The following is a 21,329-nucleotide window of genomic DNA, read 5'->3' on the forward strand; positions in this document are numbered from 1 at the left end:
GTGCGCGGCAGGGCGTGGCCGATCCGAGGCTGAAAACCTCCGGCATCCCCGCATCCGCATCGAAGCCCGGAGGTCACCTCTATGTCCCGAACCGTCTCATCCGCCCGAACCCCGAACCGGTGGTGGGCCCTCGTCGTGCTCGCACTCACCCAGCTCGTGGTCGTGCTCGACGGCACCATCGTCAACATCGCCCTGCCCCAGGCGCAGGAGCAGCTCGGCCTCAGCGACGTCGAGCGCCAGTGGGTCGTCACGGCCTACGCGCTCGCGTTCGGCGCACTGCTGCTGCTCGGCGGCCGCATCGCCGACTACTGGGGCCGCAAGCGCACCTACCTCGTCGGCATGCTCGGCTTCGGCGTCGCCTCCGCCTTCGGCGGACTGGCGCAGAACGGCACCGAGCTCATCCTCGCTCGCGGGCTGCAGGGCGTCTTCGCCGCGCTGCTCGCCCCCGCCGCGCTGGCCCTGCTGACCGTCACCTTCCCCGGCGGCCGCGAGCGCAACACCGCCTTCGCCGTGTTCGGCACGGTCGCGGGTGCGGGCGCCGCCGTCGGCCTCGTGCTCGGCGGCGTGCTCACCGAGTTCGCCGACTGGCGCTGGTGCCTGCTCGTCAACGTCTTCTTCGTGATCGTCGGGCTGATCGGCGGCATGCTGCTGGTCAAGGAGTCCAAGGCCGAGGGCGACAACCGCTACGACGTGCTCGGCGCCATCACGGTCACGCTCGGGCTCGGCTCGCTGGTCTACGGCTTCAGCCTGGCCGAGGGCGGCTGGGGCGAACTCGACACGATCGGCTTCCTCGCGCTCGGCGTCGGCCTCCTGGTGCTCTTCGTCGTGATCGAGCGCCGCGTGGCGCAGCCGCTGCTGCCGCTCCGGATCGTCACCAACCGCGTGCGCGGCGGCGCCTTCCTCGTGCAGGCGATCGTCGGCAGCGTGATGATCGGCGCGATGCTGTACCTGGCGTTCCACCTGCAGATCGTGCTCGGGCTCGACCCGCTGCCCGCCGGGCTCGCCAGCCTGCCGATGACCGCGGTGATCATGGTCGTCGCGCCCATCGCCACCAAGCTGCTGCCCGCGATCGGACCGCGCCCGCTGATGATCGGCGGCCCTCTCATCGCCGCCGCCGGCCTGGTCTACCTCAGCTTCATCACGGCCGACGGCTCGTACCTCGTGCAGGTGCTGCCCGCGCTGATCGTGATCGGCGTCGGCATGGCGATGGTCTTCGTGCCGCTGCAGAACCTCGCGCTCTCGGGCGTCGCCCCGCACGACGCGGGAGCCGCCTCGGCCACCGCGAACTCGGCGATGCAGATCGGCGGCTCGATCGGCCTGTCGGTGTTCACCGCGATCTACGCCTCGGCCGTGTCGGGCTTCTCGCCCGCCGCCGGCACCGCGGCCGGGGTCGCGCAGCTGCAGGCCTTCACGAGCGGCTACTCGGCGGCGTTCCTCGCCTCGGCCGTGGGCCTCGTGCTGGCGTCGATCATCGCGGCCGCGCTCATCCGCGGCTCGAAGGAGGAGCTGCTCCCCCAGGCAGCCGACCCCTCGTCGGCCGCGCTGCCCGTGCACTGACCCTCGGGCCCGCACGGGCATCCGATCGACTCGGCCCTAGCCGTCGTCAACCCTCGGGTTCTCGAACGGCTAGGGCCGAGTCGATTTCCGCGCTACGCGCTCGTCGCGTCGGAGACCTCGCCGACGAGCTCCTCGATGATGTCCTCGAGGAAGAGCACGCCCGTGACCTCGCCCGCGGCGGTCAGCGAGCGGGCCACGTGCGAGCCGCGGCGGCGCATGCCCTCGAGGGCGTCCTCGAGATCGGCGTCGCGCGCCACCGAGGTCAGGCGACGGATGCGCTTCCCGGGCACGGGCGCGTCGAAGGCGTCGCCCGCCAGATCCATCACGTCCTTCAGGTGCAGGTACCCCTCGGGCTCCCCCGCCGCATCCGTGAGGATGTAGCGCGAGAAGCCGTGCGACGCGACCGCCCGCTGGATGTCCCGCGGGGTCGCCCCAGCGGGCAGCAGCACCATCTCGGCGATCGGCACCTCGACGTCGCGCACCTTCTTCGTCGTGAACTCGAACGCGGCGGTGAGAGTGCCCGACGCATCCGTCAGCACCCCCTCGCGGGTCGACTGCTCCACGATCGACGCGACCTCGTCGAGGGTGTACGAGCTCGTCGCCTCGTCTTTCGGCGTGACCCGGAAGGCGCGCAGGATGAGGTTGGCCAGCCCGTTCAGCGTCCAGATCACCGGGCGCACGACCTTCGACACGAACACCAGCGGCGGCGCGAGGATGAGCGCGGCGCGGTCGGGCACCGAGAAGCTGAGGTTCTTCGGCACCATCTCGCCGAACACGACGTGCAGGAAGGTCACGAGCACCAGCGCGATCACGAACGCGACGCCGCCGATCAGCTCGGGGCTGAGCGGCGTGAGCGCGAGCGGGTACTCGAGCAGGTGGTGGATGGCCGGTTCCGACACGTTCAGGATGACCAGCGAGCACACCGTGATGCCGAGCTGGCTGGTGGCCAGCATGAGCGTGGCGTGCTCCATTGCCCAGAGCGTCGTCTTCGCGGCCTTGCTGCCGGCCTCGGCGCGCGGCTCGATCTGCGAGCGGCGGGCCGAGATCACGGCGAACTCGGCGCCGACGAAGAAGGCGTTGACGACGAGCAGCACGACGAGCCACACGATTCCGGGAACGATGTCGTTCATCGCTGCTCCTCCAGTCGGGCGTCGAGAAGGGTGGCGGGGGCGCCTTCGGCGGGTGTGCCCTCGGCCGGGCTCGCGGTCGCGGCGTCGGCGGGCAGCTCTTCGGGGATGAAGCGCAGCCGGTCGAGCCGCAGCCCGTCGACGCGTTCGACCCGCAGCACGCCGCCCTCGATTCCGATCTCGTCGCCGAGCTCGGGCAGGCGGTCGAGCTCGTCGATCACGTAGCCGGCGACGGTCTCGTGGTCGTCCTCGGTGGGCACACGGATGCCCGTGCGGGCCTGCAGCTCGTCGGGCCTGAGGCTCGCGTCGAACGTGATCGAGCGTCCCGTGCGCACGATGCCCGCACGGAGGCGGTCGTGCTCGTCCTCGAGCTCGCCGACGAGCTCTTCGACCAGGTCCTCGAGGGTGACGATGCCGGCCGTACCGCCGTGCTCGTCGGTCGCGATCGCGATCTGGAAGCCGTTGCGGCGCAGGAGGCCGAGCAGCGTGTCGATGCCCATCGATTCGGGCACGAAGAGCGGGTCGACCATGAGCTCGGCGACGGGGACGGCCTGCCGGGCATCCGGATCGATGCCGAAGCCCTGCTTGACGTGCACGACGCCGACGATGTCGTCGACGCTCGTGCCCGTGACCGGGAAGCGGGAGAATCCGGTGCGCTGCGCGAGCGCCACGACGTCGGCCGCGGTGTTGTCGGGGGTGACGCTCGCCATGCGCACGCGCGGGGTCATGACGTCGGCGGTCTCGCGTTCGGAGAACGTGAGGGTGCGGCCGAGCAGCGTCGCGTGGTCGGTGTCGAGCATGCCCTCCAGGGCGGAGCGGCGCACGAGCGAGCCGAGCTCCTCAGCCGAGCGGGCGCCCGAGAGCTCCTCCTTCGGCTCGATGCCCATCGCGCGGATGAGCGCGTTGGCCGTGTTGTTGAACAGCAGGATGACCGGCTTGAAGACCGTCGTGAAGAGCACCTGGAACGGCACCACGACCTTCGCGGTCTGCCGGGGCAGCGCCAGCGCGAAGTTCTTCGGCACGAGCTCGCCGATGACCATCGAGAACAGGGTGGCGATCAGGATGCCCAGCACCGCCCCGATGCCGGGGACCACCGTCTCGGGGATGCCGACGCCGGTCAGGGGCTCACGCAGGAGCGAGGAGATGGCCGGCTCGAAGGTGTACCCCGTGAGCAGGGTGGTGAGGGTGATGCCGAGCTGCGCGCCCGAGAGGTGGGTCGAGGTGATGCGCAGGGCGGAGATGGTCGATCCGAGCCGCTTCTCGCCGCGCGCCTGGCGCTGCTCGAGGTCGTGGCGGTCGAGGTTGACCAGGGCGAACTCGCTGGCGACGAAGAACCCGGTGCCGATGGTCAGCACGAGGCCGATCGCGAGCATGATCAGCTCAGACAAGGGTGGGCCCCCTGCGAATGAGCGCGCGGGCTACACCTATCGGGTGAGCGCCGTGGTTCCGGTCGGCAAGGGGCACGGGTCTGTGATGGGGAGGGTCGTCCATGCCGTCCAGCGTAGTGGGGGCGGCTGGAAAAGCGCCCGGACGGCGGTGGGCGCGGGCTCGGACGGGGTGAGCGGGCGGGGTGGCGGGCGGGCGGGGTGCCGGGCGGGCGAGCGGCGTCGGTGTGCGGGCGGCTCTCAGCGCGCATCCGGGATCATGGAGGGGTGAACGTCTTCCACCCGCCGTGCGGGCCCGTCCAGGGGCGGCGTGACGGCGACGTCGTGCGGGTGCAGGGCGTGCCGTACGCGCACGCCGAGAGGTTCGAACGGCCCGTGCCGGTCGAGGCCTGGACGGATGTGCGGCCCGCCGTCGAGCCCGCGCCCGCGTGCCCTCAGCCGCCGAACGCGTTCCTCGACGAGGTGCTCGGCACCCGCTGGGGCGAGCTCGCGGCCGACGAGCACTGCCAGCGGCTGACGATCACGCTGCCCGGCGATCTCGGCGAGGGCGAGCGGGTGCCGGTGATGGTGTGGATCCACGGCGGCTCGTACACCTCGGGCGCCGGCGACCTCGCGATCATGGATCCGGCCCCGCTCGTGCGCGAGCAGCGCGTGATCGTGGTCGCGGTGACCTACCGCCTCGGCCTCTTCGGCTACCTCGCCTCGGGCGAGCGGCCGGCGAACCTCGGCCTCCTCGATCAGCTCGAGGCGTTCCGCTGGGTGCAGCGCAACATCGCCGCCTTCGGGGGCGACCCGCGCCGGGTCACGGCGTTCGGCGAGTCGGCGGGCGGTGACGCGGTGGCGCATCTGATGACGCTCCCGGAGGCACCCCGGCTCTTCACGCGGGCCGTCGTCCAGAGCGCGCCGCTCGGCATCGCGCGTGGCCGGGCCCGGATGAGCGAGGCGATGGGTCGGGTGGCAGCCGCGGTCACGCCCACGATGGACGCCTCCGAGGTGGTCGCCCTGCAGGAGCGGGTCGCCGCCCCCGCCAAGCGCTTCGGGCTGCTCGCCGGGATGCCGTTCGGCACGCAGTACGGGCACGATCCGCTGCCGCCCGAGCCGCTCGTCGAGGCGGCGTGGCGGGCGGTGGCGCCGTCGATCGAGGTGCTCGTCGGCAACACGGCCGAGGAGGCGCGATTGTTCGTGGCGCGGGTTCCGGCGGTGAAGCGGCTGGCCGCTCTCCCCGTCGTGGGCCGGGGCGTGCAGCGGATGCTCGTCGCCCTCGTCACCAGCATCGTCTACGGTCGCCCGGCGGCACTGTTCGCGCGGCGGCACGCACGGGCCGGCGGCGTCGCCCACCGCTACGTGATCTCCTGGGCGGCCCCCGGAAACCCGTACGGCGCCTGCCACACGATCGACCTCCCGCTGCTCTTCGGCACCTGGGACACCTGGTCGCGCGCGGCGCTCGTGGCGGGCGCGACGCCGGACGCTCTGGCCGCGGCCGCCCGCGAGGTGCGGCGGGTGTGGGGCGACTTCGCGTACGGCCGCCTCGCCGCCGCGGGCGCGGTGCCGGGCGCCCTGCGCCACTGGCGCGTCTGACGCAGCCCCGGCCGTTCGGGCGGAAGGCGGACCGGGCAGGTCTCTTCAGGTGAGCAGCGTCAGGCCGGTCGCGTCACGGCCGGCGGTCGCGCGGGAGGCCCGCCACCACGAGGTCGTAGGAGTTGACGATCAGGTCGAACACGAGCTCGCCGTCGGTCTCGGGGCCGAGCGTGACTGTCACCCAGTGCCGCTTGTTCATGTGGTACCCGGGCCGGATGTACGAGTGGTCGCGCACGAGCGCCTCGGCGTGCGCCGGAGCCGCCTTGAGCGTGACGGTCTCGACCTCGGAGTCGAGGTCGGTGAGCGCGAACACCTTGCCCACGACCTTGGCGACCGCGGTCTGGGGCCCGAACGGACGCTCGTCGGTGGTCGCGGGCAGCGCGGCACAGGCGTCGAGCACGTCGGCGCGAGAGGTGATGGCCATGGAGGGAGGCTAGCGCGAACCCCCGACACGAGCATCCGCCCCGCAATTCGACACCTGTGCGAGGATGGCCCCACGACCGAAGGAGGCGCCCGTGCCGATGCCACCCGGTCGCAGGCTGCTCGGGTTCACCCTGGCCTTCTCCGCGGTGATGCTGACGGGATGCACGTCGGCAGCGAACTCGCTGGCCGCGCTCGAGGCCTACCAGCGTGACCGTGTCGACACCGACGTCCTGCCCGACGAGCTGGTGACCCTCTTCGCCGACTCGATCGATCCCGAGTCGACCCGGCTGCTGTTCGAGGATGACCGCGTCACCCTCTACGCCGCGTCCGCGGCCGACGAGGCCGAACCGATGAGCGGCACGTCCGCCTGTCTCGTCGTGGCGGGCGACGACCCGGTCGCCGGCTGCTCGCTCAGGCCGGGAGCACGTCCCGACGGGCGAGGGCGCCCGGGCAGGGCACGGCCACGAGGTCGCCCACCGCGAGGTCGGCGGGGAGCGCCAGCACGGCGCCGCCCGGGAGAGTGAGGTCGCGGGTGCGGCACGCCGAGGCCCGGCCGATCAGGCGCGCCTCGGACAGCACAGCCGGAACCCGCTCGACGTCGGCGTCGAGCTCCAGCCGCCCGCCCGTGACCGCCAGCACGGTGGCCACCACGACCGAGCTCTGCGCCAGATCGGACGGGCGGCCGTGGGTGCCCGGCACCACCGCCGCCGCCACGTGCACGCACGGGCTGCCGCAGACCTCGACGAGGCGGCGCAGCGAGACCCCCGAGACGACGACGTCGGTGATGGTCGGCACGGTCCACTCGGGCCACCGGCCGATCGCGAACGGGTCGGGGATGCTGAGGCGGAGCGTGGGGAGGATCGACGTGAGGGTCATGTGACAGGTCTACGCCGGGCGGATGAGCGTGCCGGCGCTCCTCACGCGATCCTGACGCCGCGCCCGCCGATCCTCACGCGCCGCTCACACGACGGCGCCCCGGCGGTGGGATGCGGTTGGATGGGGCCATGTCGACGACGATGCCAGCCCTGACCGATCTCGAGTGGAGCCGCGGGCCCGGGGAGGCGGCCGTCGACGGCGGCACCCTCACCCTGACCGCCGCGGCCGGCACCGACTGGACCAACGACGCCGGCGGAGCCGAGCCCCAGCACCGCGCCACGAGCCTCGGCTTCGTGCCCGAGGGCGACTTCCGGCTCTCGGCCCGGGTGCGCGTCGAGGGCGAGCGCACCACCTTCGACGCCGGCGTGCTCGCCGTCTGGATCGACGAGGCGCACTGGGCCAAGATCTGCTTCGAGTGGTCGCCGCAGGGCACCGCGATGGTGGTCAGCGTCGTGACGAACGACTTCTCCGACGACGTGAACTCGACCGACGTCGACGGCGACTCCGTGTTCCTCCGGGTGTCACGGGTGGGGCCGGCGTGGGCGTTCCACTCCTCGTCCGACGGGGCCGAGTGGCGTTTCGTGCGCGTGTTCCGGCTGGCGGGCGAGGGGCCGGTGCACGTCGGCTTCCTGGCCCAGGCGCCGATGGGCGAGAGCTGCACGGCGGTGTTCGACGAGATCGCGTTCGTGCCCGAGACGCTCGACGAGCTGCGCGACGGGTCGTAGCGGCCACGACCCCCGCCGTTCATCCGCTGTTCGCCGACGCCCGCTACGGTGCCGACGTGACGCTGTTCAACGGCTGGGCCGTTCCCGCCGACCTCGACGACCTGCTCAAGCACTCGGTGCTCGACGACGATGACGACGACCCGGTGCTCCTCGGCACCGACGGCGCCCCCGTCGACACCTGGCGCGAGGGCTACCCCTACGACGAGCGCCTCGACCGCGCCGACTACGAGGCGGGCAAGCGCCTGCTGCAGATCGAGCTGCTGAAGCTGCAGAACTGGATCAAGCTGCACGGCCGCCGCCTCGTGATCGTGTTCGAGGGCCGCGACGCCGCCGGCAAGGGCGGCACGATCAAGCGCTTCACCGAGCACCTGAACCCGCGCGGCGCCCGGGTCGTGGCGCTCGAGAAGCCGACGGAGCGGGAGTCGTCGCAGTGGTACTTCCAGCGTTACGTGCAGCACCTGCCGGCCGCCGGCGAGATGGTGCTGTTCGACCGCTCCTGGTACAACCGGGCGGGCGTCGAGCGCGTGATGGGCTTCTGCACCGACGAGCAGTACGACGAGTTCATGCGCCAGGCCCCGCTGTTCGAGAGCATGCTCACGGGCGACGGCATCGATCTCGTGAAGCTCTGGTTCTCGGTCTCGGCCGACGAGCAGCGCACCCGCTTCGCCATCCGCATGGTCGACCCGGTGCGGCAGTGGAAGCTCTCGCCGATGGACCTCGAGTCGCTCGACAAGTGGCAGCGCTACACCGCCGCGAAGGAGGCCATGTTCGCCGCCACCGACACCGCCGACGCGCCCTGGACGGTGGTCAAGAGCAACGACAAGAAGCGCGCCAGGCTCGAGGCGATGCGGCACGTGCTGAGCCTCTACGACTACGACGGCAAGGACGAGTCGATCGTGGGGCGGCCCGATCCGCTGATCGTGGGGTCGGCCGCCGACGTCTACGAACGCGGCGAGAACGAGGCGGCGACGCCGGCACCGGGCGACGGCGCGGATGCGACGCCGGGCGGGCCGTCGTGGTGACCCCGCAGGTGCACGTGCGCTGGGTGCCGCTGCCGGCATCCGATGCCGAGGTTCCCGACGTGGCCGCCCTGCTGCCCCTGCTCAGCGACGAAGAGCGGATGCGCGCCGCCAGCACCCCCGACCCCGACGTCGCGGCGCGATTCGTGCTCGGGCGCGTCGCCGTGCGGCACCTCGCGGCCGAGCTCGCGCGCCCCGCCCCGGGTGCCGTGGCGCCGACGCCGGACGAGGTCACCGTCTGGGCGCTCTGCCCCGACTGCGGCGGACCGCACGGCCGCCCCCACGTCGACGTGCGGAAGCCCAAGGGCCGCCCCCTCAGCATCAGCATCGCGCACTGCGCGGCCGGTGTCGCGGTCGCGGCGAGCTGGTCGGGCGCTGTCGGCATCGACGTCGAGCTCGCCGACTCCCCGGTCGAGGCCATGGCCGCGATCGCCGCGCTGGTGCCGCCGGCCGCCCGTCCCTCGGGCCGCTCCTGGGACCCGGTGCAGCACTGGACGCGCATCGAGGCCGTGCTGAAGGCCGACGGACGCGCCCTCCGCGTCGACCCCTCGGCCGTGCTGCTCCGCCGAGACGCGGGCGCCCTCACGGCCACCGTCGCCGGAGACCCGCCGCGCCCCGACGGCGAGGCCGCGCCGGTCTACGCCGTGGCCGACCTGCGCCTGGACGACGCGGTACGGGCATCCGTGGCCATCCTCCCCCGCAAGCCCTCGGCCAAGCCCACGGTGCCCGTGGTCACCTGGCGCCCGCTGCTGCTCGCGGCCCCCCTCCCCGCCTGACCGGCCTCACCCGCCTCCCCCGTCGGGTGAGTCGCGGCGAAGTGCGACCTTTTGCCGCGACTCGCGCCGATTCGCGACACTCTGCCGCGACTCAGCGGCCCTCGCCTGGCGTCAGGGCAGGGGCGGGAGGGGCGTGGCGTGCAGCCACGCCGCGAACAGGGGCGCCAGGGGGCGGCCCGCGACCGCGGCCGCGTGCGCCGTGAAGGCCGCGGTGTCGGCGCTGCCGTGGCGGTGGGCCGCCGTCCATGTGCGCAGCACCTCGAAGAACGCCGCGTCGCCGATCGTCAGGCGCAGGGCGTGCAGCGTCAGCGCCCCGCGCTTGTAGACGCGGTCGTCGAACATCGCGACCGGTCCGGGGTCGGCGACCACGAGGTCCTGCGGGGCGGCCGCGAGCATCCGGTGGTGCTCGCGGGCCAGCGCATCCGCCGAGGGGCCGCCCCGCTCCTCCGACCACAGCCACTCGGCGTAGCAGGCGAAGCCCTCGTTCAGCCAGATGTCGCGCCAGGCCTTCACACCCACGCTGTTGCCGAACCACTGGTGCGCGAGCTCGTGCGCGATCAGCCGGTCGCTGCCGTGCCGACCGTCGACGTGGTTCGCCCCGAAGATCGCCATCGCCTGCGCCTCGAGCGGGATCTCGAGCTCGTCCTCGGTCACGACCACGGCGTAGCGGGAGAACGGGTACGGCCCGAACACCCGCGCGAAGAAGCCGATCATGTCGGGCAGCCGGGCGAAGTCCTCGTCGACCCGCGCCCTGAGCTCGGCCGGGTGGTACCGGTCGACGGGCACGGGGCCCCGGCTCGACCGCACCGTGTAGTGCCCGATCTGCACGGTCGCGAGGTAGGCCGAGGTCGGAGCATCCTGTTCGTAGAGCCAGCTGCTGCGGCCGCTGCGACTGGTGCGCTCGATGAGCCGCCCGCTCGCGGCCACGGTGTAGCCCTCCTCCACGGCGACCCGGATGCGGTAGGCCGCCTTGTCCTCCGGCCGGTCGTTGCAGGGGAACCACGTCGACGAGCCGATCGGCTGCGACGCCGTGAGCACGCCGTCGGCGAGCTCCTCCCAGCCGAGCGGCCCCCAGGTGCTGCGGCGCGGACCCGGCCGACCGCCGTACTCGACCCGCACCGTGAAGCGCTGCCCGGCGGGGATCGGTGAGGGCGGCCGAACCGACAGCACGTGCGAGCTCTGCGACACCCGGGCAGGGCGGGCGCCGTCGACCTTCACCTTCGAGGCCTTGAGCTTGGAGAGCCCGAGGTCGATGCGGTCGAGGTCGACCACCGCCACGGCCGTGATCACGGCGACCCCGTCGAGCCGGTTCGTCTCGACCCGGTAGTCGAGGTCGAGGTCGTAGAGCTCGACCCGGTACGACCAGGTGCCGACGCCCGGCGTGTAGGGGTCGCCCGAGAAGGCGACGCCGCGGCCGGTCACGAGCCGCCCTGCGCCGAGAGCGAGTCAGATCCAGGCCCAGACCCAGACCCAGGCGCAGCCGGCGCCGCGCCGGCACCCCGCCCCGCCAGTGCCGCCCACCGGTACTCGGCCGTCCGCACCTCGCGCCAGGGCCCGATCGGGTTCCCGCTCCAGCGGCTGCCGGCCGGCACGGTGTCGCCGCGCATCACGAGCGACGCGGGCCCCACGGTGCCGTCGGCGGCGATCCGCGCCGCCGGCAGGATGACGCTGTGCGGGCCGAGGGTCGCCCCCCGGTCGAGGTCAACGGTATCGAGGCTCATGATCCGATCATGGAACAGATGCGTCTGAACCACACATCCCCGGTTCACCGTCGACGCATCGGCGAGGGTGACGAGGTCGGCCTCGGGCAGCCAGTACGTCTCGCACCAGACGCCCTCGCCGATCCGCGCGCCGAGGCTCCGCAGCCACCAGACCAGCGCGGGGGTTCCGGTCGCGGCCTGCGCGAACCAGGGCGCCGCGACCATCTCGGTGAAGGTGTCGGCGACCTCGCTGCGCCAGACGAAGCTCGACCAGAGCGGATGCTCGCCCCGCCGGATCCGCCCGATCAGAACCCATTTCGCCGCCGTGCTGACCCCCGCGGCCACCGCTCCGGCGACCAGCAGCACGACCCCGCTCAGCACCACCGCGAGCCACAGCCCCACGGAGGCGAGCGCGGCGAGCGCGAACACGGCCGCCAGCCCGATCGCGCAGGTGACGATCACGGGCACCACTCGCAGCAGCTCACACAGGATGCGCGCGACCCGCAGCCGCGCGGGCGGCGCGAAGGTGCGGCTGAGATCGCCCTCCGCGGCCGTGCGGCGCAGCCGCACCGGCGGCGAGCCGAGCCACGACGAGCCGTTCTTGGCCTTCCGCGGCGCCGACGAGAGCACGGCGACGAGGCCGTCGCGCGGCACCCGGTGCCCCGGCGCCGCCATGCCGGAGTTGCCGAGGAAGGCGCGTTCGCCGATCTCGGCGCGGGCCACGTGCATCCAGCCCCCGCCGAGCTCGTAGGAGGCCACGAGGGTGTCGTCGGCGAGGAACGCCCCGTCGCGCACCGTCGTCATCGCCGGGATCAGCAGCACCGTCGACGCCTCGACGTCCCGCCCGATGCGCGCACCGAGCAGCCGCAGCCAGACAGGGGTGAACAGCCCCGAGTAGAGCGGGAAGAGCAGCGTGCGGGCGAGGTCGAGCAGTCGCTCGGTCGACCAGATCTGCCAGCCCACGCGCCCGCGCACCGCGTGCACGCCCTCGGCGACCCCGAGGCCGAGCAGCCGCGTGATGCCGACGACGAGCACGGCCAGCACGACGCCGGCGACGAGGGTGCCGGGCACCACCGCGGCGAGGCTCCGGATGGCCGCGTCGCCGAGACCGCCCGCTCCCCGAGCGGCCGCCAGCACCACGAGGGCCCCGGCCGCGAAGGCGACGACGGGCACCAGCGCGAGCACCAGCGACGAGACGCCGTAGGCGATCAGCCACGCGGGCCGGCGGGCCGGCCGCTCCTCGGGCCACCAGCCACGCGCCTTCCCGACCCGGGCGGCGGGCGAGCCGGCCCAGCGCTGACCCGACGGCACCCGGCCGAACACCGACGAGCCCGGCTCGATCTCGGCCCGCTTGCCGATGCGGGTGCCGGGCAGCAGCGTGCTGCGGGCCCCGATGCTGGATCCGGCCCCGATGCGCACCGCGCCGACGCGGAGCACGTCGCCGTCGACCCAGTACCCCGAGAGGTCGACCTCGGGCTCGACGGCGGCGCCCCGGCCGATGGTGAGGAAGCCGGTGACGGGCGGCAGGGCGTGCAGGTCGACGTCGTCGGCGATGCGGGCGCCGAGCGCACGGGCGTAGAGCGCGATCCAGGGAGCCCCGGCGAGGCTGACGGCCCCCACCTGATGGGCGATCTGCTCCGCGAGCCAGAGCCGCAGGTGCCAGGAGCCGCCCCGGGGATGATCACCCGGCTGAAGCCCGCGCAGCAGCAGCCGTGACGCCACGACCGAGATGCCCATCCGGCCGAACGGCGTGGCGAACAGCGCGAGCCCGACGATCAGCGCCCAGAGCGGCACGGTCGGCAGCCAGTCGAAGCCACCGAACGGCACCAGGATCGCGGAGGCCGTGAAGAGGTAGACCAGCCAGCGCAGCCCGGCGAGCACGAACAACGGGATGCCGAGCACGGTCTGCAGCACCTGCATGCGGCGCGGGGTGGGCGCGACCGGCTCGCGGCCCGGCCCGGCCGGGGTACCCGCGGCATCCGCTTCGTCGGAGCGCGAGCGCAGCTCGTCGGCCATCGCACCGAGCCGCGGGTGCGCGTAGACGTCGGCGACGGTGAACTCGGGGTCGATCTCGCGCACTCCGGCGACGAGCTGCGCCGCGGCCAGCGAGCCGCCGCCGAGGTCGAAGAAGTTCGACCGCTCGTCGGTGACGGATGCTCCGAGCACACCCGTCCACAGGGCCGCGAGGCGCGCCGTGAAGGGGTCGTCGATCCCGGGGGCGTCTCCCGCGCCGATCGGCGCGGCACCCGGGAGCGGCCACGGCAGCGCCTTCTTGTCGACCTTGCCCGAGACCCGAACGGGCAGCTCGTCGAGCACGGCGATCAGCGGCACGAGCGCCGCGGGCAGCTCCTCGCGCAGGCGCGCGACGGCGGCCTCGCGGTCGAAACCCGGGGCCACGACGTAGCCGACGAGCATCGCGGTGCCCGCCGCCGTCTGCTGCACGGTGACGGCGGCGCCCGCGACCCCCGGCAGCGCCTGCAGCGCGGCCTCGATCTCGCCGAGCTCGATCCGCCGGCCGCCGACCTTCACCTGGTCGTCGGCCCGGCCCTGGAAGACGAGCCCCTCGGGGTCGTAGCGCACGAGGTCGCCCGAGCGGTAGGCGCGCTCCCAGCCGAGCGACGGCATCGGCGCGTACTTCTCGGCGTCCTTGGCGGGGTCGAGGTAGCGGGCGAGCCCCACTCCCCCGATGATCAGCTCTCCGGATGCTCCGGGCGCGACCGGCTCGCCGTTCTCGTTCACCACCGCCAGCTCCCAGCCGTCCAGCGGCAGACCGATCCGCACGGGGCCGTCGCCGCCGAGAGGGGCGGCGCAGGCGACGACGGTGGCCTCGGTGGGGCCGTAGGTGTTCCAGACCTCGCGGCCCGGGGTGGCGAGGCGCTGGCCGAGCTCGGCCGGTACCGCCTCGCCGCCGAAGATCAGCAGGCGCACGTTCTCGAGCGACTCCGCCGGCCAGAGTGCGGCGAGCGTCGGAACGGTCGAGACGACCGAGATGCCGCGGGCGGTGAGCCAGGGCCCGAGGTCCATACCGCTGCGGACGAGCGAGCGCGGGGCGGGCACGAGGCAGGCGCCGTGCGCCCAGGCGAGCCACATCTCCTCGCAGGAGGCGTCGAACGCCACCGACAGCCCCGCCAGCACCCGGTCGCCCGGGCCGAGCGGCTCGTCGACGACGAACAGGCGCGACTCGGCGTCGACGAAGGCCGCGGCCGAGCGGTGGCTGACGGCGACGCCCTTCGGGGTGCCGGTCGATCCCGAGGTGAAGATGATCCAGGCGTCGTCGGCCGGGGTGGGCGGCGAGAGCACGGGCAGGCTCGCCGTGCTCGGGTGGGGGTCCCGGGCATCCGCGTCGACGAGCGCGACCTCGGCGGCGGGCGCCGTGCGGGGGCGGTAGCGCAGCGAGCCGGTGAGCACCCCCACCACGTCGGCCTCGCCGAAGACCAGCTCGGCGCGCTCCTCGGGGTCGTCGACGTCGACCGGCACGTACGCCGCCCCCGCCGCGAGCACCGCGAGGATGCCGACGTACAGCTCGCGGTGGCCCGAGGCCATCCGCACGCCCACCCGGTCACCCCGCCGCACACCGGCGGCGTGCAGCTCGGCCGCGACGGAGATCACCCGCGCCATCAGCTCGCGGTAGCTCAGCGCGCCGTCGCCGTCGTCGAGGGCCGAGGCCTCGGGATGCGCGGCGACGGTCTCCCGCAGGATGTCGACGAGCGTGCGGGCCGGAGCGGCCAGCGCGCTCCGGTCGAGCGTGGGCTGCGCGGTGGTCATGCGCCCATGGTGGCGACGTCAGGTGAACAGCAGGAGACGATCGGTGAACGCCGCACCGTCAGCTGCCGAAGGCCCAGGGTTCACGGTCGCCGCGGAGGCGCGAGGCGAGGGCGGTCGCCTGCTCGTCGGTGAGCGAGGCGACGTAGTCCAGGATGCCGCGGGCCCGCCCGAAGCGCGCCAGGGCCACGGGGTCGGTCGTCGGGCGGCCGGCACCCCGACCCCCGGCACCCGGGGCGTCGGCGTCCTCGGGCAGCCACTCGGGAGCATCCGCCCGCAACCGGAAGTACCCGTCGGTCGCGAGCTCCACGAAGTCGAGCAGCTTCTGCGGAGCGCGGGCACCGTCGCGCGGGTCGTCGAGCCAGGAGTCGAGCTCGGTGACGAGGGTGTCGAGCACCCGCGCCTGGCCGCGCTGGTAGGTGGCGAAGTCGGGGCGGTCGATCACGAAGCGGGTGTGCACGAACTTCAGCACGGTCACGTCGTGCCAGGCGTCGGGCAGGAGGGACACATGGCCCGAGCGCACGTTCGGGTCGGCGAGCACGAGCACCGAGCGCTGCAGGCGGCCGATCCACGACGACACGAACGACTCGATCGCCCGCTCGGTCTGGCTGGAGCCGTCGAAGGGCACGGCCAGGAGGCCCTCCACGAGCTCGGTCGCGACGCGCTGCACCGAGGCGCGGAAGGTCTCGTCGCTGGCGATCCAGGGGTCGCGGGAGACGATGCGGCGGCGCAGCAGCTCGAGGGAGTGCCCGGGCGTGCGGTTCCACAGCTCGTCGGCGTCGAGGGCGGCGAGCGCCGTCTGATCGCGCAGGAAGGTGCGGAACTCCACGGCGACTGCGGCCTGCTGCAGCACCCCGGCGCGGTAGAAGTCGTCGAGGTCGTGCAAGGAGTAGGCGATGTCGTCGGCGACGTCCATCACCGAGCACTCGACCGTCTGCTGCCAGGGAGCGATCGCGTCGAAGCCACGGCGGGCGTCGAGCAGGTCGGCGAGGTCGAGGCTGTAGGCCGAGAACTTCGGCGGGGCGGTCTCCCAGCGACTCACGGTCGATCCGCGCGGCAGGAGAGTGGGATCGTCGGAGTCGATCTCGGGTCGGCAGAGGGTGCGGCCCCACGGGTACTTCAGCACCGCGGCGCGGGAGGCGGCGGTGAGGTTCAGCCCCTCCTCGACGGTCTCGCAGACGTCGAGCACCGAGAGGATGCGGAACGACTGCGCGTTGCCCTCGAAGCCCTCGGCCAGGCCGAGGCGGTCGCGGGCGAGCCGGTCGAGCACCTGCTCACCGAGGTGCCCGAACGGCGGGTGGCCGAGGTCATGGGCGCTGGCGGCCGCCTGCACCACGACCGGGTCGCAGCCGCCGAGGCGGTCGACGAGCTCGCGCTGGGCGGCATCCGTCGTGGTCAGCTGCATCGCGATGGCGCGGGCGACCGCGGTGACCTTGATCGAGTGGGTGAGCCGGTTGTGCACGACCTGGCCGACGCCCGACGGCGAGATGACCTGGGTCACGGCCGACAGCCGGGCGAAGTAGGGCGAGAAGCGGATGCGCTCGAGGTCGACCCGGTACTCGGGGAACTCCTCGCCGGTGGCGAAGCGGTCGACGGGTTCGGCGATGCGTCGCCGGCGGCGGTTCTCGTCCATCCGCCCAGCCTATTGCGCGGGCCCGATCCGGAAGCGCGGGCGCTATTGCGCGGGCCGGATCGGGCCGCGCGGGCGCCGTCCGGAAAAAGATCGCCCGAGGTGCATCCGAATCGCAGCGACCGCGGGAAGAGCCTTTCGTAAGCAGTTTTCTCTCGGCCCCCCGGGGCTCGACCAGGAGGTACTCATGCAGAAGAAGAAGATCCCCGCCGCCATCGCTGCCGGCGCGCTCATCGCCCTCGGCGGTTCGCTCGCCGGAGCACTGCCCGCCTCGGCCGCCGACGGCGACGCCAAGCTGTCGGTGCTGCACGCCGTCCCCGGCCTCACCGTCGACGTCTACGTCAACGACGCGCTGACGCTCGACGACTTCACCCCGGGCAGCCTCGCGGGCCCGCTCGACCTGCCGGCCGGCACCTACTCCGTGGCCATCACGGCGGCGGACGCGGCCGACGCCTCCGCCCCCGCCATCGGCCCGGTCGACCTGCAGCTGGCCGCCGGCGGCAACTACACCGCGGTCGCGCACCTCACCACGGCCGGTGAGCCGACGGCGACGCTCTACACCAACGACACCTTGACGCTCGCCGCGGGCGAGGGCCGACTGACCGTGCGTCACGACGCCGCGGCTCCCGCGGTCGACGTGCTCGCGGGCGGCAGCGCCGTGGTGAGCAACCTGTCGAACCCCGACGAGAAGGTGCTGAACCTCCCGGCCGGCACCGTCTCGGCCTCGGTCGCGGCGACCGGCACCACCACCCCCGTGATCGGCCCGGCCGACGTGAACGTCGCTGAAGGCGTCAACACGATCGTCTACGCCTGGGGCAGCCTGGAGGACGGCAACCTCGCGCTGGCCGTGCAGACCATCGACGGCCTGCACTCCGACCCGAGCGGCGTACCCGCCGGATCGGCCGGTCTCGTGGCCACCAACCGCCCGGCCGACCCGACCGGGCTCGCGATCGGCGCATCCGCTCTGCTGGTGCTCGCCGCCGGCGCGGGTGTCGCGCTCCGCCGCCGCAGCGTCGCGAAGGCAGCGCGCTGACGCGGTCGGGCACCCGACGGGCCGTGGCGCGGGCGGGTGCACCCCTCGCCCTCGCCGCGGCCCTCGTCGCCGGGGTGGTGACCGGATGCTCTGCACCGGCGTCCACAGCCGTCACCGCCCCGGCGACCTCCCCCGACGGCTCCCCGGCGGCGGTCGCACCGACCGCCGCCCCCGCGCCCGCCTCCTCGCCCGCTGCCGTGGCGCCGGCCGTGCCCGAGGTGCCCCGCACCGACGCTGCGCTCCCCGCCTCGATCCCCGCCGTGCCCGAACCGGCGCGGGTCGAGGTGCCGGCACTCGGCATCGACGTGTCGGTGCTGCCCGAGGGCATCGACGACGCCGGAGCCCTGGCCCTGCCCGAGGACCCGGGGGTGGCCTCGTGGTACCGCTACGGTCCGTCGCCGTTCGGCGACGCGGGATCGTCGGTGATCGCGGCGCACGTCGACTCGCTCGAGTACGGGCTCGGAGACTTCGCCTCGCTGGCCGGTGCGGCACCGGGAACCGAGGTCGTGGTGAGCGCCGTCGACGGCTCGACCACCGCGTTCGCCGTGGTCTCCGTCGAGACGGCCGACAAGACCGGAGTGCCCTGGGCCACCGTGTTCGACCGCACCGGAGAACCCCGGCTGACCCTGATCACCTGCGGAGGCGAGTTCGACTACGGCACGGGTCACTACCTCAGCAACGTCATCGTCACGGCGGCACCGGTCACGTGAGGCGGCGGCGACACTATGCTCGGACACACGACGGCCGTCGCGCCCACCGTGCCCGCTCGGCACGAGCTGCCCCCAGCCGCAGCAGAGCGGCGCGACGAGGCACCGCGACGACGAAGGCGATCCTCTGACGTGAGTGAGCAGCACCCCGACGGCCGGGCACCCGCCCGGCTCTCCGCGGTGCCCTCGGGCGGGGCGGTGCCGGCGGGCGGGGCGGTGCCGGCGGGCGGGGCGGTGCCCTCAGGCGGGGCGGTGCCGGCGGGCGGGGCGGGGCCGGCGGGCGGGGCTTCGCCGGAAGGCGCCCACGCGCATCCGGAGCCGCTCGACGACGAGGCCCTGCTCGCGGGTCGCTTCGCCGCGGGCGACGAAAATGCCCTGGCCGAGGTCTACACGCGCTGGTCGCGGCTCGTCTTCACGCTCGCGCTGCGCTCGCTCGGCGACCATGCCGAGGCCGAGGACGTCGCCCAGAAGGTGTTCGTCGCCGCCTGGCGCGGGCGCTCGGGCTTCGACGCCGGGCGCTCGGGGCTCGCCGCGTGGCTCGTCGGCATCACCCGGCACTGCATCGCCGACGCGCACGAGGCCCGCTCGCGGCGGCTGCGCACCGAGGAGGCCCTCGTCGGCGGCGCCGTGCTCACCGCCCTGGTGCGCGAGCGCGACGACGAGACGGCGGCGGTCGCCGAGCGGCTGATGATCGCCGAGGAGCTCGAGCGTCTCGAGCCCCTGCCCCAGCGGGTGATGCGACTGGCCTTCTTCGACGACCTCACGCACACCCAGATCGCCGATACCCTCGGTCTGCCGCTCGGAACGGTGAAGAGCCACATCCGTCGTTCCCTGGTTCGGCTACGAACACGTTTGGAGGTGAGTGATGAGCCATATCGATCCTGACACGCTGGCGCTGCTGGCGATGTCGGAGCTGGAGCCGAACCCGGTCGAGCGCCGGCACCTGATGGAGTGCGACGAGTGCGCGTCCGAGCTCGCCTCGCTCGCCCGCACGGCGTCGGTGGGGCGCGCCTCGGCGGGGATGTCGTCGGTGGCGCCGTCGCCCGAGCTGTGGCAGCGCATCCGGGCCGAGCTCGGGCTCGACGGGGCTGCTGCCGGTGGCGGTGGCGGTGGCGATGACTCTGCCGGCGGAGCTGCCGGTGCCGGTGGAGCTGCCGGTGCCGGTGGAACTGACGGTAGCGGTGCCGTGGCCGGGCCTGTCGGGCCTGCCGCACGGTCGGGCGAGTCCGCGGCGTCGATCACCCCGATCGCGCCGGTCGCCCCCGCCACATCCCCGCGCGAACCGCAGCTGCCGTTCGAGCTGCGGGAGCCGGTCGAGCTGCACACCGAGCGCGGCCGCCGGCGGGGCGGGCGGCGCTGGCTGCCTGTGGTCGCCGCGGCGGCGATCGTCGGGCTGGTCGGCGGCCTCGGGATCGGCGCCTGGATCGGCACGACGTCGACCCCCTCGGGCGCGGTCATCGCGCGAGCCGTGCTCGACCCCTTCCCGGGGTGGCCGGATGCGCGGGGCAGCGCCGTGGTCGAGGAGCTGCCCGACGGCAGCCGCCAGGTCGTGGTCGACGTGGACCGGGCGGTGACGACCGCGTCGGGCGCCGACCCGTTGCGCGAGGTGTGGCTGATCGCGGGCGACGCCTCGGGGCTCGTCAGCATCGGCTTCCTCGATGGCACCTCCGGCCGCTTCGCGGTGCCGGACGGCCTCGATCTCGCGGTCTACTCGCAGGTCGACGTCTCGGCCGAGCCCGACAACGGCGACCCGGCCCACTCGGGCGACTCGATCGTCCGCGGCCCGCTCCGCCAGGGCTGACGCCCGCTTCCGACGGCGGTCAGGCCATCAGGCCGGGTTGATCAGGTCGGTGTGGCTCATCAGGCTGTCGTCCGCGCCCACGGCGAACGCCTCCACCGCCTCGAGCGCGAGCACGGCGTCGATCAGGGCGCGGCTGCCCGCCACGATCGTGGAGTCCCAGTCGATCTCCGAGGCCAGCACCCAGGCGTGGTCCCCCGGCCAGATCAGCTGCGGCATCGGACCTTCGAACGGCGGCCTCCACCCGATCTCCGCATCCCACGGCCACTCCGGGTCGGACAGCTCGGCGAGAGGCCCCTCGAACAGCCCGTACGCACGCCCGGGCAGCTCGAACCGGGCACCCGCGAAGACGACACCGGTGCCCCAGCCCTCCCACACGGCGAGCGTGACGGCATCCGTCGTCGTGGCCGCGGCGAGCGCCGGCACCAGTGCGGCGAGCAGCCGGGGGTCGAGCCGCCCGGTCGGCGGTGCGGTCACCCGCCGCCCGCCGAGCTCCACGTCACCCCGCAGCTCGTCGACCGCCGCGACCCGGTGCCACTGAGCGAGCGGATGCACGACCCGCCCCGTGCGCGCCGCGACCTCCGCCCAGCCCCACGACCCCACGGGCGCGCCAGCGGCGTCATCGACCTCCACCGGATGCAGCACCCGCGCGTACGCCTCGAACTTCCGCCCGGCGACGCCGCCGACGCTCCCCCACCCGCCGAGCCGCGGTTCGAGCCAGGCTCCGGGGTCACCGCTCTCGACTGCTCGCATGCCTCATCTTCCCGTGCCAGCGCGCACGGAGGCCAGTACCCAGGCGCGGCTCACGCGATGTCGATCGCGACCACATGGGCGCGGCGTGCGCGCGGACCGCTCAGACGGTGTCGCCCGCGACGGCGTCGTCTCCGCCGGCGGCGCTGCGGGTGCCCGCCTGGCGTTCGGACGCGTCGGCGCCCGGCGCGACGACCTCCTCGGGCCCGTCGCCCGCCAGCTCCGCGGCGACCTGCTGCGGCGAGCGGGGCTCGGTGAGCTCACCCGCGTCCTGGTCGTGGATGCTGTAGCCCTGCTCGTCCGGCAGCTCCGGAGACCCGCCCTGGCCGACGCCGGGGGCGATGCCGGCGCGGCTCAGCTCCTCGGTGGAGGGCAGCTCCTCGCGCCGCCCGTTGCCCGCATCGGTGATCCGAGTGTTCTGCTCGTCGGTGTTTCGCTCGTCGGTGTTTCGCTCGTCGGTGCTCTGCTCATCGGTGTCCATGC

The 21,329-nt window shown here is 73.8% G+C and carries 18 protein-coding genes; 9 read left to right on the top strand and 9 right to left on the bottom strand.

Going from position 1 to position 21,329, the window contains the following annotated elements; all coding sequences use genetic code 11:
• Positions 1-81: 81 nt before the first annotated feature.
• Positions 82-1,557, top strand: a complete 1,476-nt coding sequence (locus BJ984_RS17015; RefSeq protein WP_179549015.1) for an MFS transporter — start codon at positions 82-84, stop codon at positions 1,555-1,557.
• A gap of 92 nt (positions 1,558-1,649) precedes the next feature.
• On the opposite strand, the gene BJ984_RS17020 is transcribed toward BJ984_RS17015, so the two are convergent.
• Both BJ984_RS17020 and BJ984_RS17025 read right to left on the bottom strand, forming a co-directional pair.
• Positions 1,650-2,687 (bottom strand): hemolysin family protein, encoded by a 1,038-nt coding sequence (locus BJ984_RS17020; RefSeq protein ID WP_179549016.1) that lies wholly within the window; start codon positions 2,685-2,687, stop codon positions 1,650-1,652.
• A complete protein-coding gene (locus tag BJ984_RS17025; RefSeq protein WP_179549017.1) occupies positions 2,684-4,072 on the bottom strand; it encodes a hemolysin family protein in 1,389 nt (462 codons plus the stop codon). The genes BJ984_RS17020 and BJ984_RS17025 overlap by 4 nt, the downstream gene beginning before the upstream one ends.
• A 264-nt stretch (positions 4,073-4,336) precedes the next feature.
• Here BJ984_RS17025 and BJ984_RS17030 point away from each other — a divergent pair, with 264 nt between their 5' ends.
• A complete protein-coding gene (locus BJ984_RS17030) occupies positions 4,337-5,647 on the top strand; it encodes a carboxylesterase family protein (protein ID WP_179549018.1) in 1,311 nt (436 codons plus the stop codon).
• 73 nt (positions 5,648-5,720) lie between these two features.
• Here the strand turns inward: BJ984_RS17030 and BJ984_RS17035 are convergent, their stop codons facing one another.
• Together BJ984_RS17035 and BJ984_RS17040 are read right to left on the bottom strand one after the other, a co-directional pair.
• Complete coding sequence (locus BJ984_RS17035; protein ID WP_179549019.1) at positions 5,721-6,071, bottom strand: MmcQ/YjbR family DNA-binding protein; 351 nt, start codon at positions 6,069-6,071, stop codon at positions 5,721-5,723.
• 410 nt (positions 6,072-6,481) lie between these two features.
• Positions 6,482-6,946 carry a hypothetical protein gene (locus tag BJ984_RS17040; protein WP_179549020.1) on the bottom strand — a complete coding sequence of 155 codons (465 nt, stop codon included), beginning with the start codon at positions 6,944-6,946 and terminating at the stop codon, positions 6,482-6,484.
• A 128-nt stretch (positions 6,947-7,074) separates the two neighbouring features.
• On the opposite strand from BJ984_RS17040, the gene BJ984_RS17045 reads away from it, so the two are divergent.
• The 3 genes from BJ984_RS17045 to BJ984_RS17055 all read left to right on the top strand — a co-directional run bounded on the left by BJ984_RS17045 (position 7,075) and on the right by BJ984_RS17055 (position 9,466).
• On the top strand, positions 7,075-7,671 hold the full coding sequence (locus BJ984_RS17045) for a DUF1349 domain-containing protein (protein WP_179549021.1): 597 nt from the start codon (positions 7,075-7,077) through the stop codon (positions 7,669-7,671).
• Between the two features lie 116 nt (positions 7,672-7,787).
• A complete protein-coding gene (gene ppk2 / locus BJ984_RS17050) occupies positions 7,788-8,693 on the top strand; it encodes a polyphosphate kinase 2 (RefSeq protein ID WP_271206608.1) in 906 nt (301 codons plus the stop codon).
• Entirely contained in the window at positions 8,687-9,466 is a 780-nt protein-coding gene (locus tag BJ984_RS17055; RefSeq protein WP_179549022.1) for a 4'-phosphopantetheinyl transferase family protein, read from the top strand. The genes ppk2 and BJ984_RS17055 overlap by 7 nt, the downstream gene beginning before the upstream one ends.
• Positions 9,467-9,577: 111 nt before the next feature.
• Here the strand turns inward: BJ984_RS17055 and BJ984_RS19155 are convergent, their stop codons facing one another.
• The 3 genes from BJ984_RS19155 to BJ984_RS17070 are packed head-to-tail and all read right to left on the bottom strand — an operon-like array spanning position 9,578 to position 16,561.
• Positions 9,578-10,888, bottom strand: coding sequence for a M1 family metallopeptidase (locus tag BJ984_RS19155; protein WP_179549023.1), 1,311 nt, complete (start codon positions 10,886-10,888; stop codon positions 9,578-9,580).
• Positions 10,885-14,931 carry a Pls/PosA family non-ribosomal peptide synthetase gene (locus BJ984_RS17065; protein ID WP_179549024.1) on the bottom strand — a complete coding sequence of 1,349 codons (4,047 nt, stop codon included), beginning with the start codon at positions 14,929-14,931 and terminating at the stop codon, positions 10,885-10,887. The genes BJ984_RS19155 and BJ984_RS17065 overlap by 4 nt, the downstream gene beginning before the upstream one ends.
• A 58-nt stretch (positions 14,932-14,989) precedes the next feature.
• Positions 14,990-16,561 (bottom strand): deoxyguanosinetriphosphate triphosphohydrolase family protein, encoded by a 1,572-nt coding sequence (locus BJ984_RS17070; protein WP_179549025.1) that lies wholly within the window; start codon positions 16,559-16,561, stop codon positions 14,990-14,992.
• 184 nt (positions 16,562-16,745) lie between these two features.
• On the opposite strand from BJ984_RS17070, the gene BJ984_RS17075 reads away from it, so the two are divergent.
• The 4 genes from BJ984_RS17075 (at position 16,746) to BJ984_RS17090 (ending at position 20,099) form a co-directional block, all read left to right on the top strand.
• Positions 16,746-17,591 (top strand): DUF4397 domain-containing protein, encoded by an 846-nt coding sequence (locus BJ984_RS17075; RefSeq protein WP_179549026.1) that lies wholly within the window; start codon positions 16,746-16,748, stop codon positions 17,589-17,591.
• A 23-nt stretch (positions 17,592-17,614) separates the two neighbouring features.
• The gene (locus tag BJ984_RS18980) at positions 17,615-18,301 is read left to right on the top strand and encodes a class F sortase (protein ID WP_179549027.1); all 687 of its coding nucleotides are present in this window, start codon (positions 17,615-17,617) and stop codon (positions 18,299-18,301) included.
• Positions 18,302-18,430: 129 nt separating this feature from the next.
• Complete coding sequence (locus tag BJ984_RS18805) at positions 18,431-19,183, top strand: RNA polymerase sigma factor (RefSeq protein WP_309298947.1); 753 nt, start codon at positions 18,431-18,433, stop codon at positions 19,181-19,183.
• On the top strand, positions 19,164-20,099 hold the full coding sequence (locus tag BJ984_RS17090) for an anti-sigma factor domain-containing protein (RefSeq protein ID WP_179549029.1): 936 nt from the start codon (positions 19,164-19,166) through the stop codon (positions 20,097-20,099). Before BJ984_RS18805 ends, BJ984_RS17090 begins: the two co-directional genes overlap by 20 nt.
• A gap of 27 nt (positions 20,100-20,126) precedes the next feature.
• On the opposite strand, the gene BJ984_RS17095 is transcribed toward BJ984_RS17090, so the two are convergent.
• Both BJ984_RS17095 and BJ984_RS17100 read right to left on the bottom strand, forming a co-directional pair.
• The gene (locus BJ984_RS17095) at positions 20,127-20,849 is read right to left on the bottom strand and encodes a hypothetical protein (protein WP_179549030.1); all 723 of its coding nucleotides are present in this window, start codon (positions 20,847-20,849) and stop codon (positions 20,127-20,129) included.
• Between the two features lie 100 nt (positions 20,850-20,949).
• Positions 20,950-21,327, bottom strand: coding sequence for a hypothetical protein (locus BJ984_RS17100; RefSeq protein ID WP_179549031.1), 378 nt, complete (start codon positions 21,325-21,327; stop codon positions 20,950-20,952).
• Positions 21,328-21,329: the final 2 nt, after the last annotated feature.

This window comes from Herbiconiux flava (genome assembly GCF_013409865.1).
GTDB lineage: Bacteria > Actinomycetota > Actinomycetes > Actinomycetales > Microbacteriaceae > Herbiconiux > Herbiconiux flava.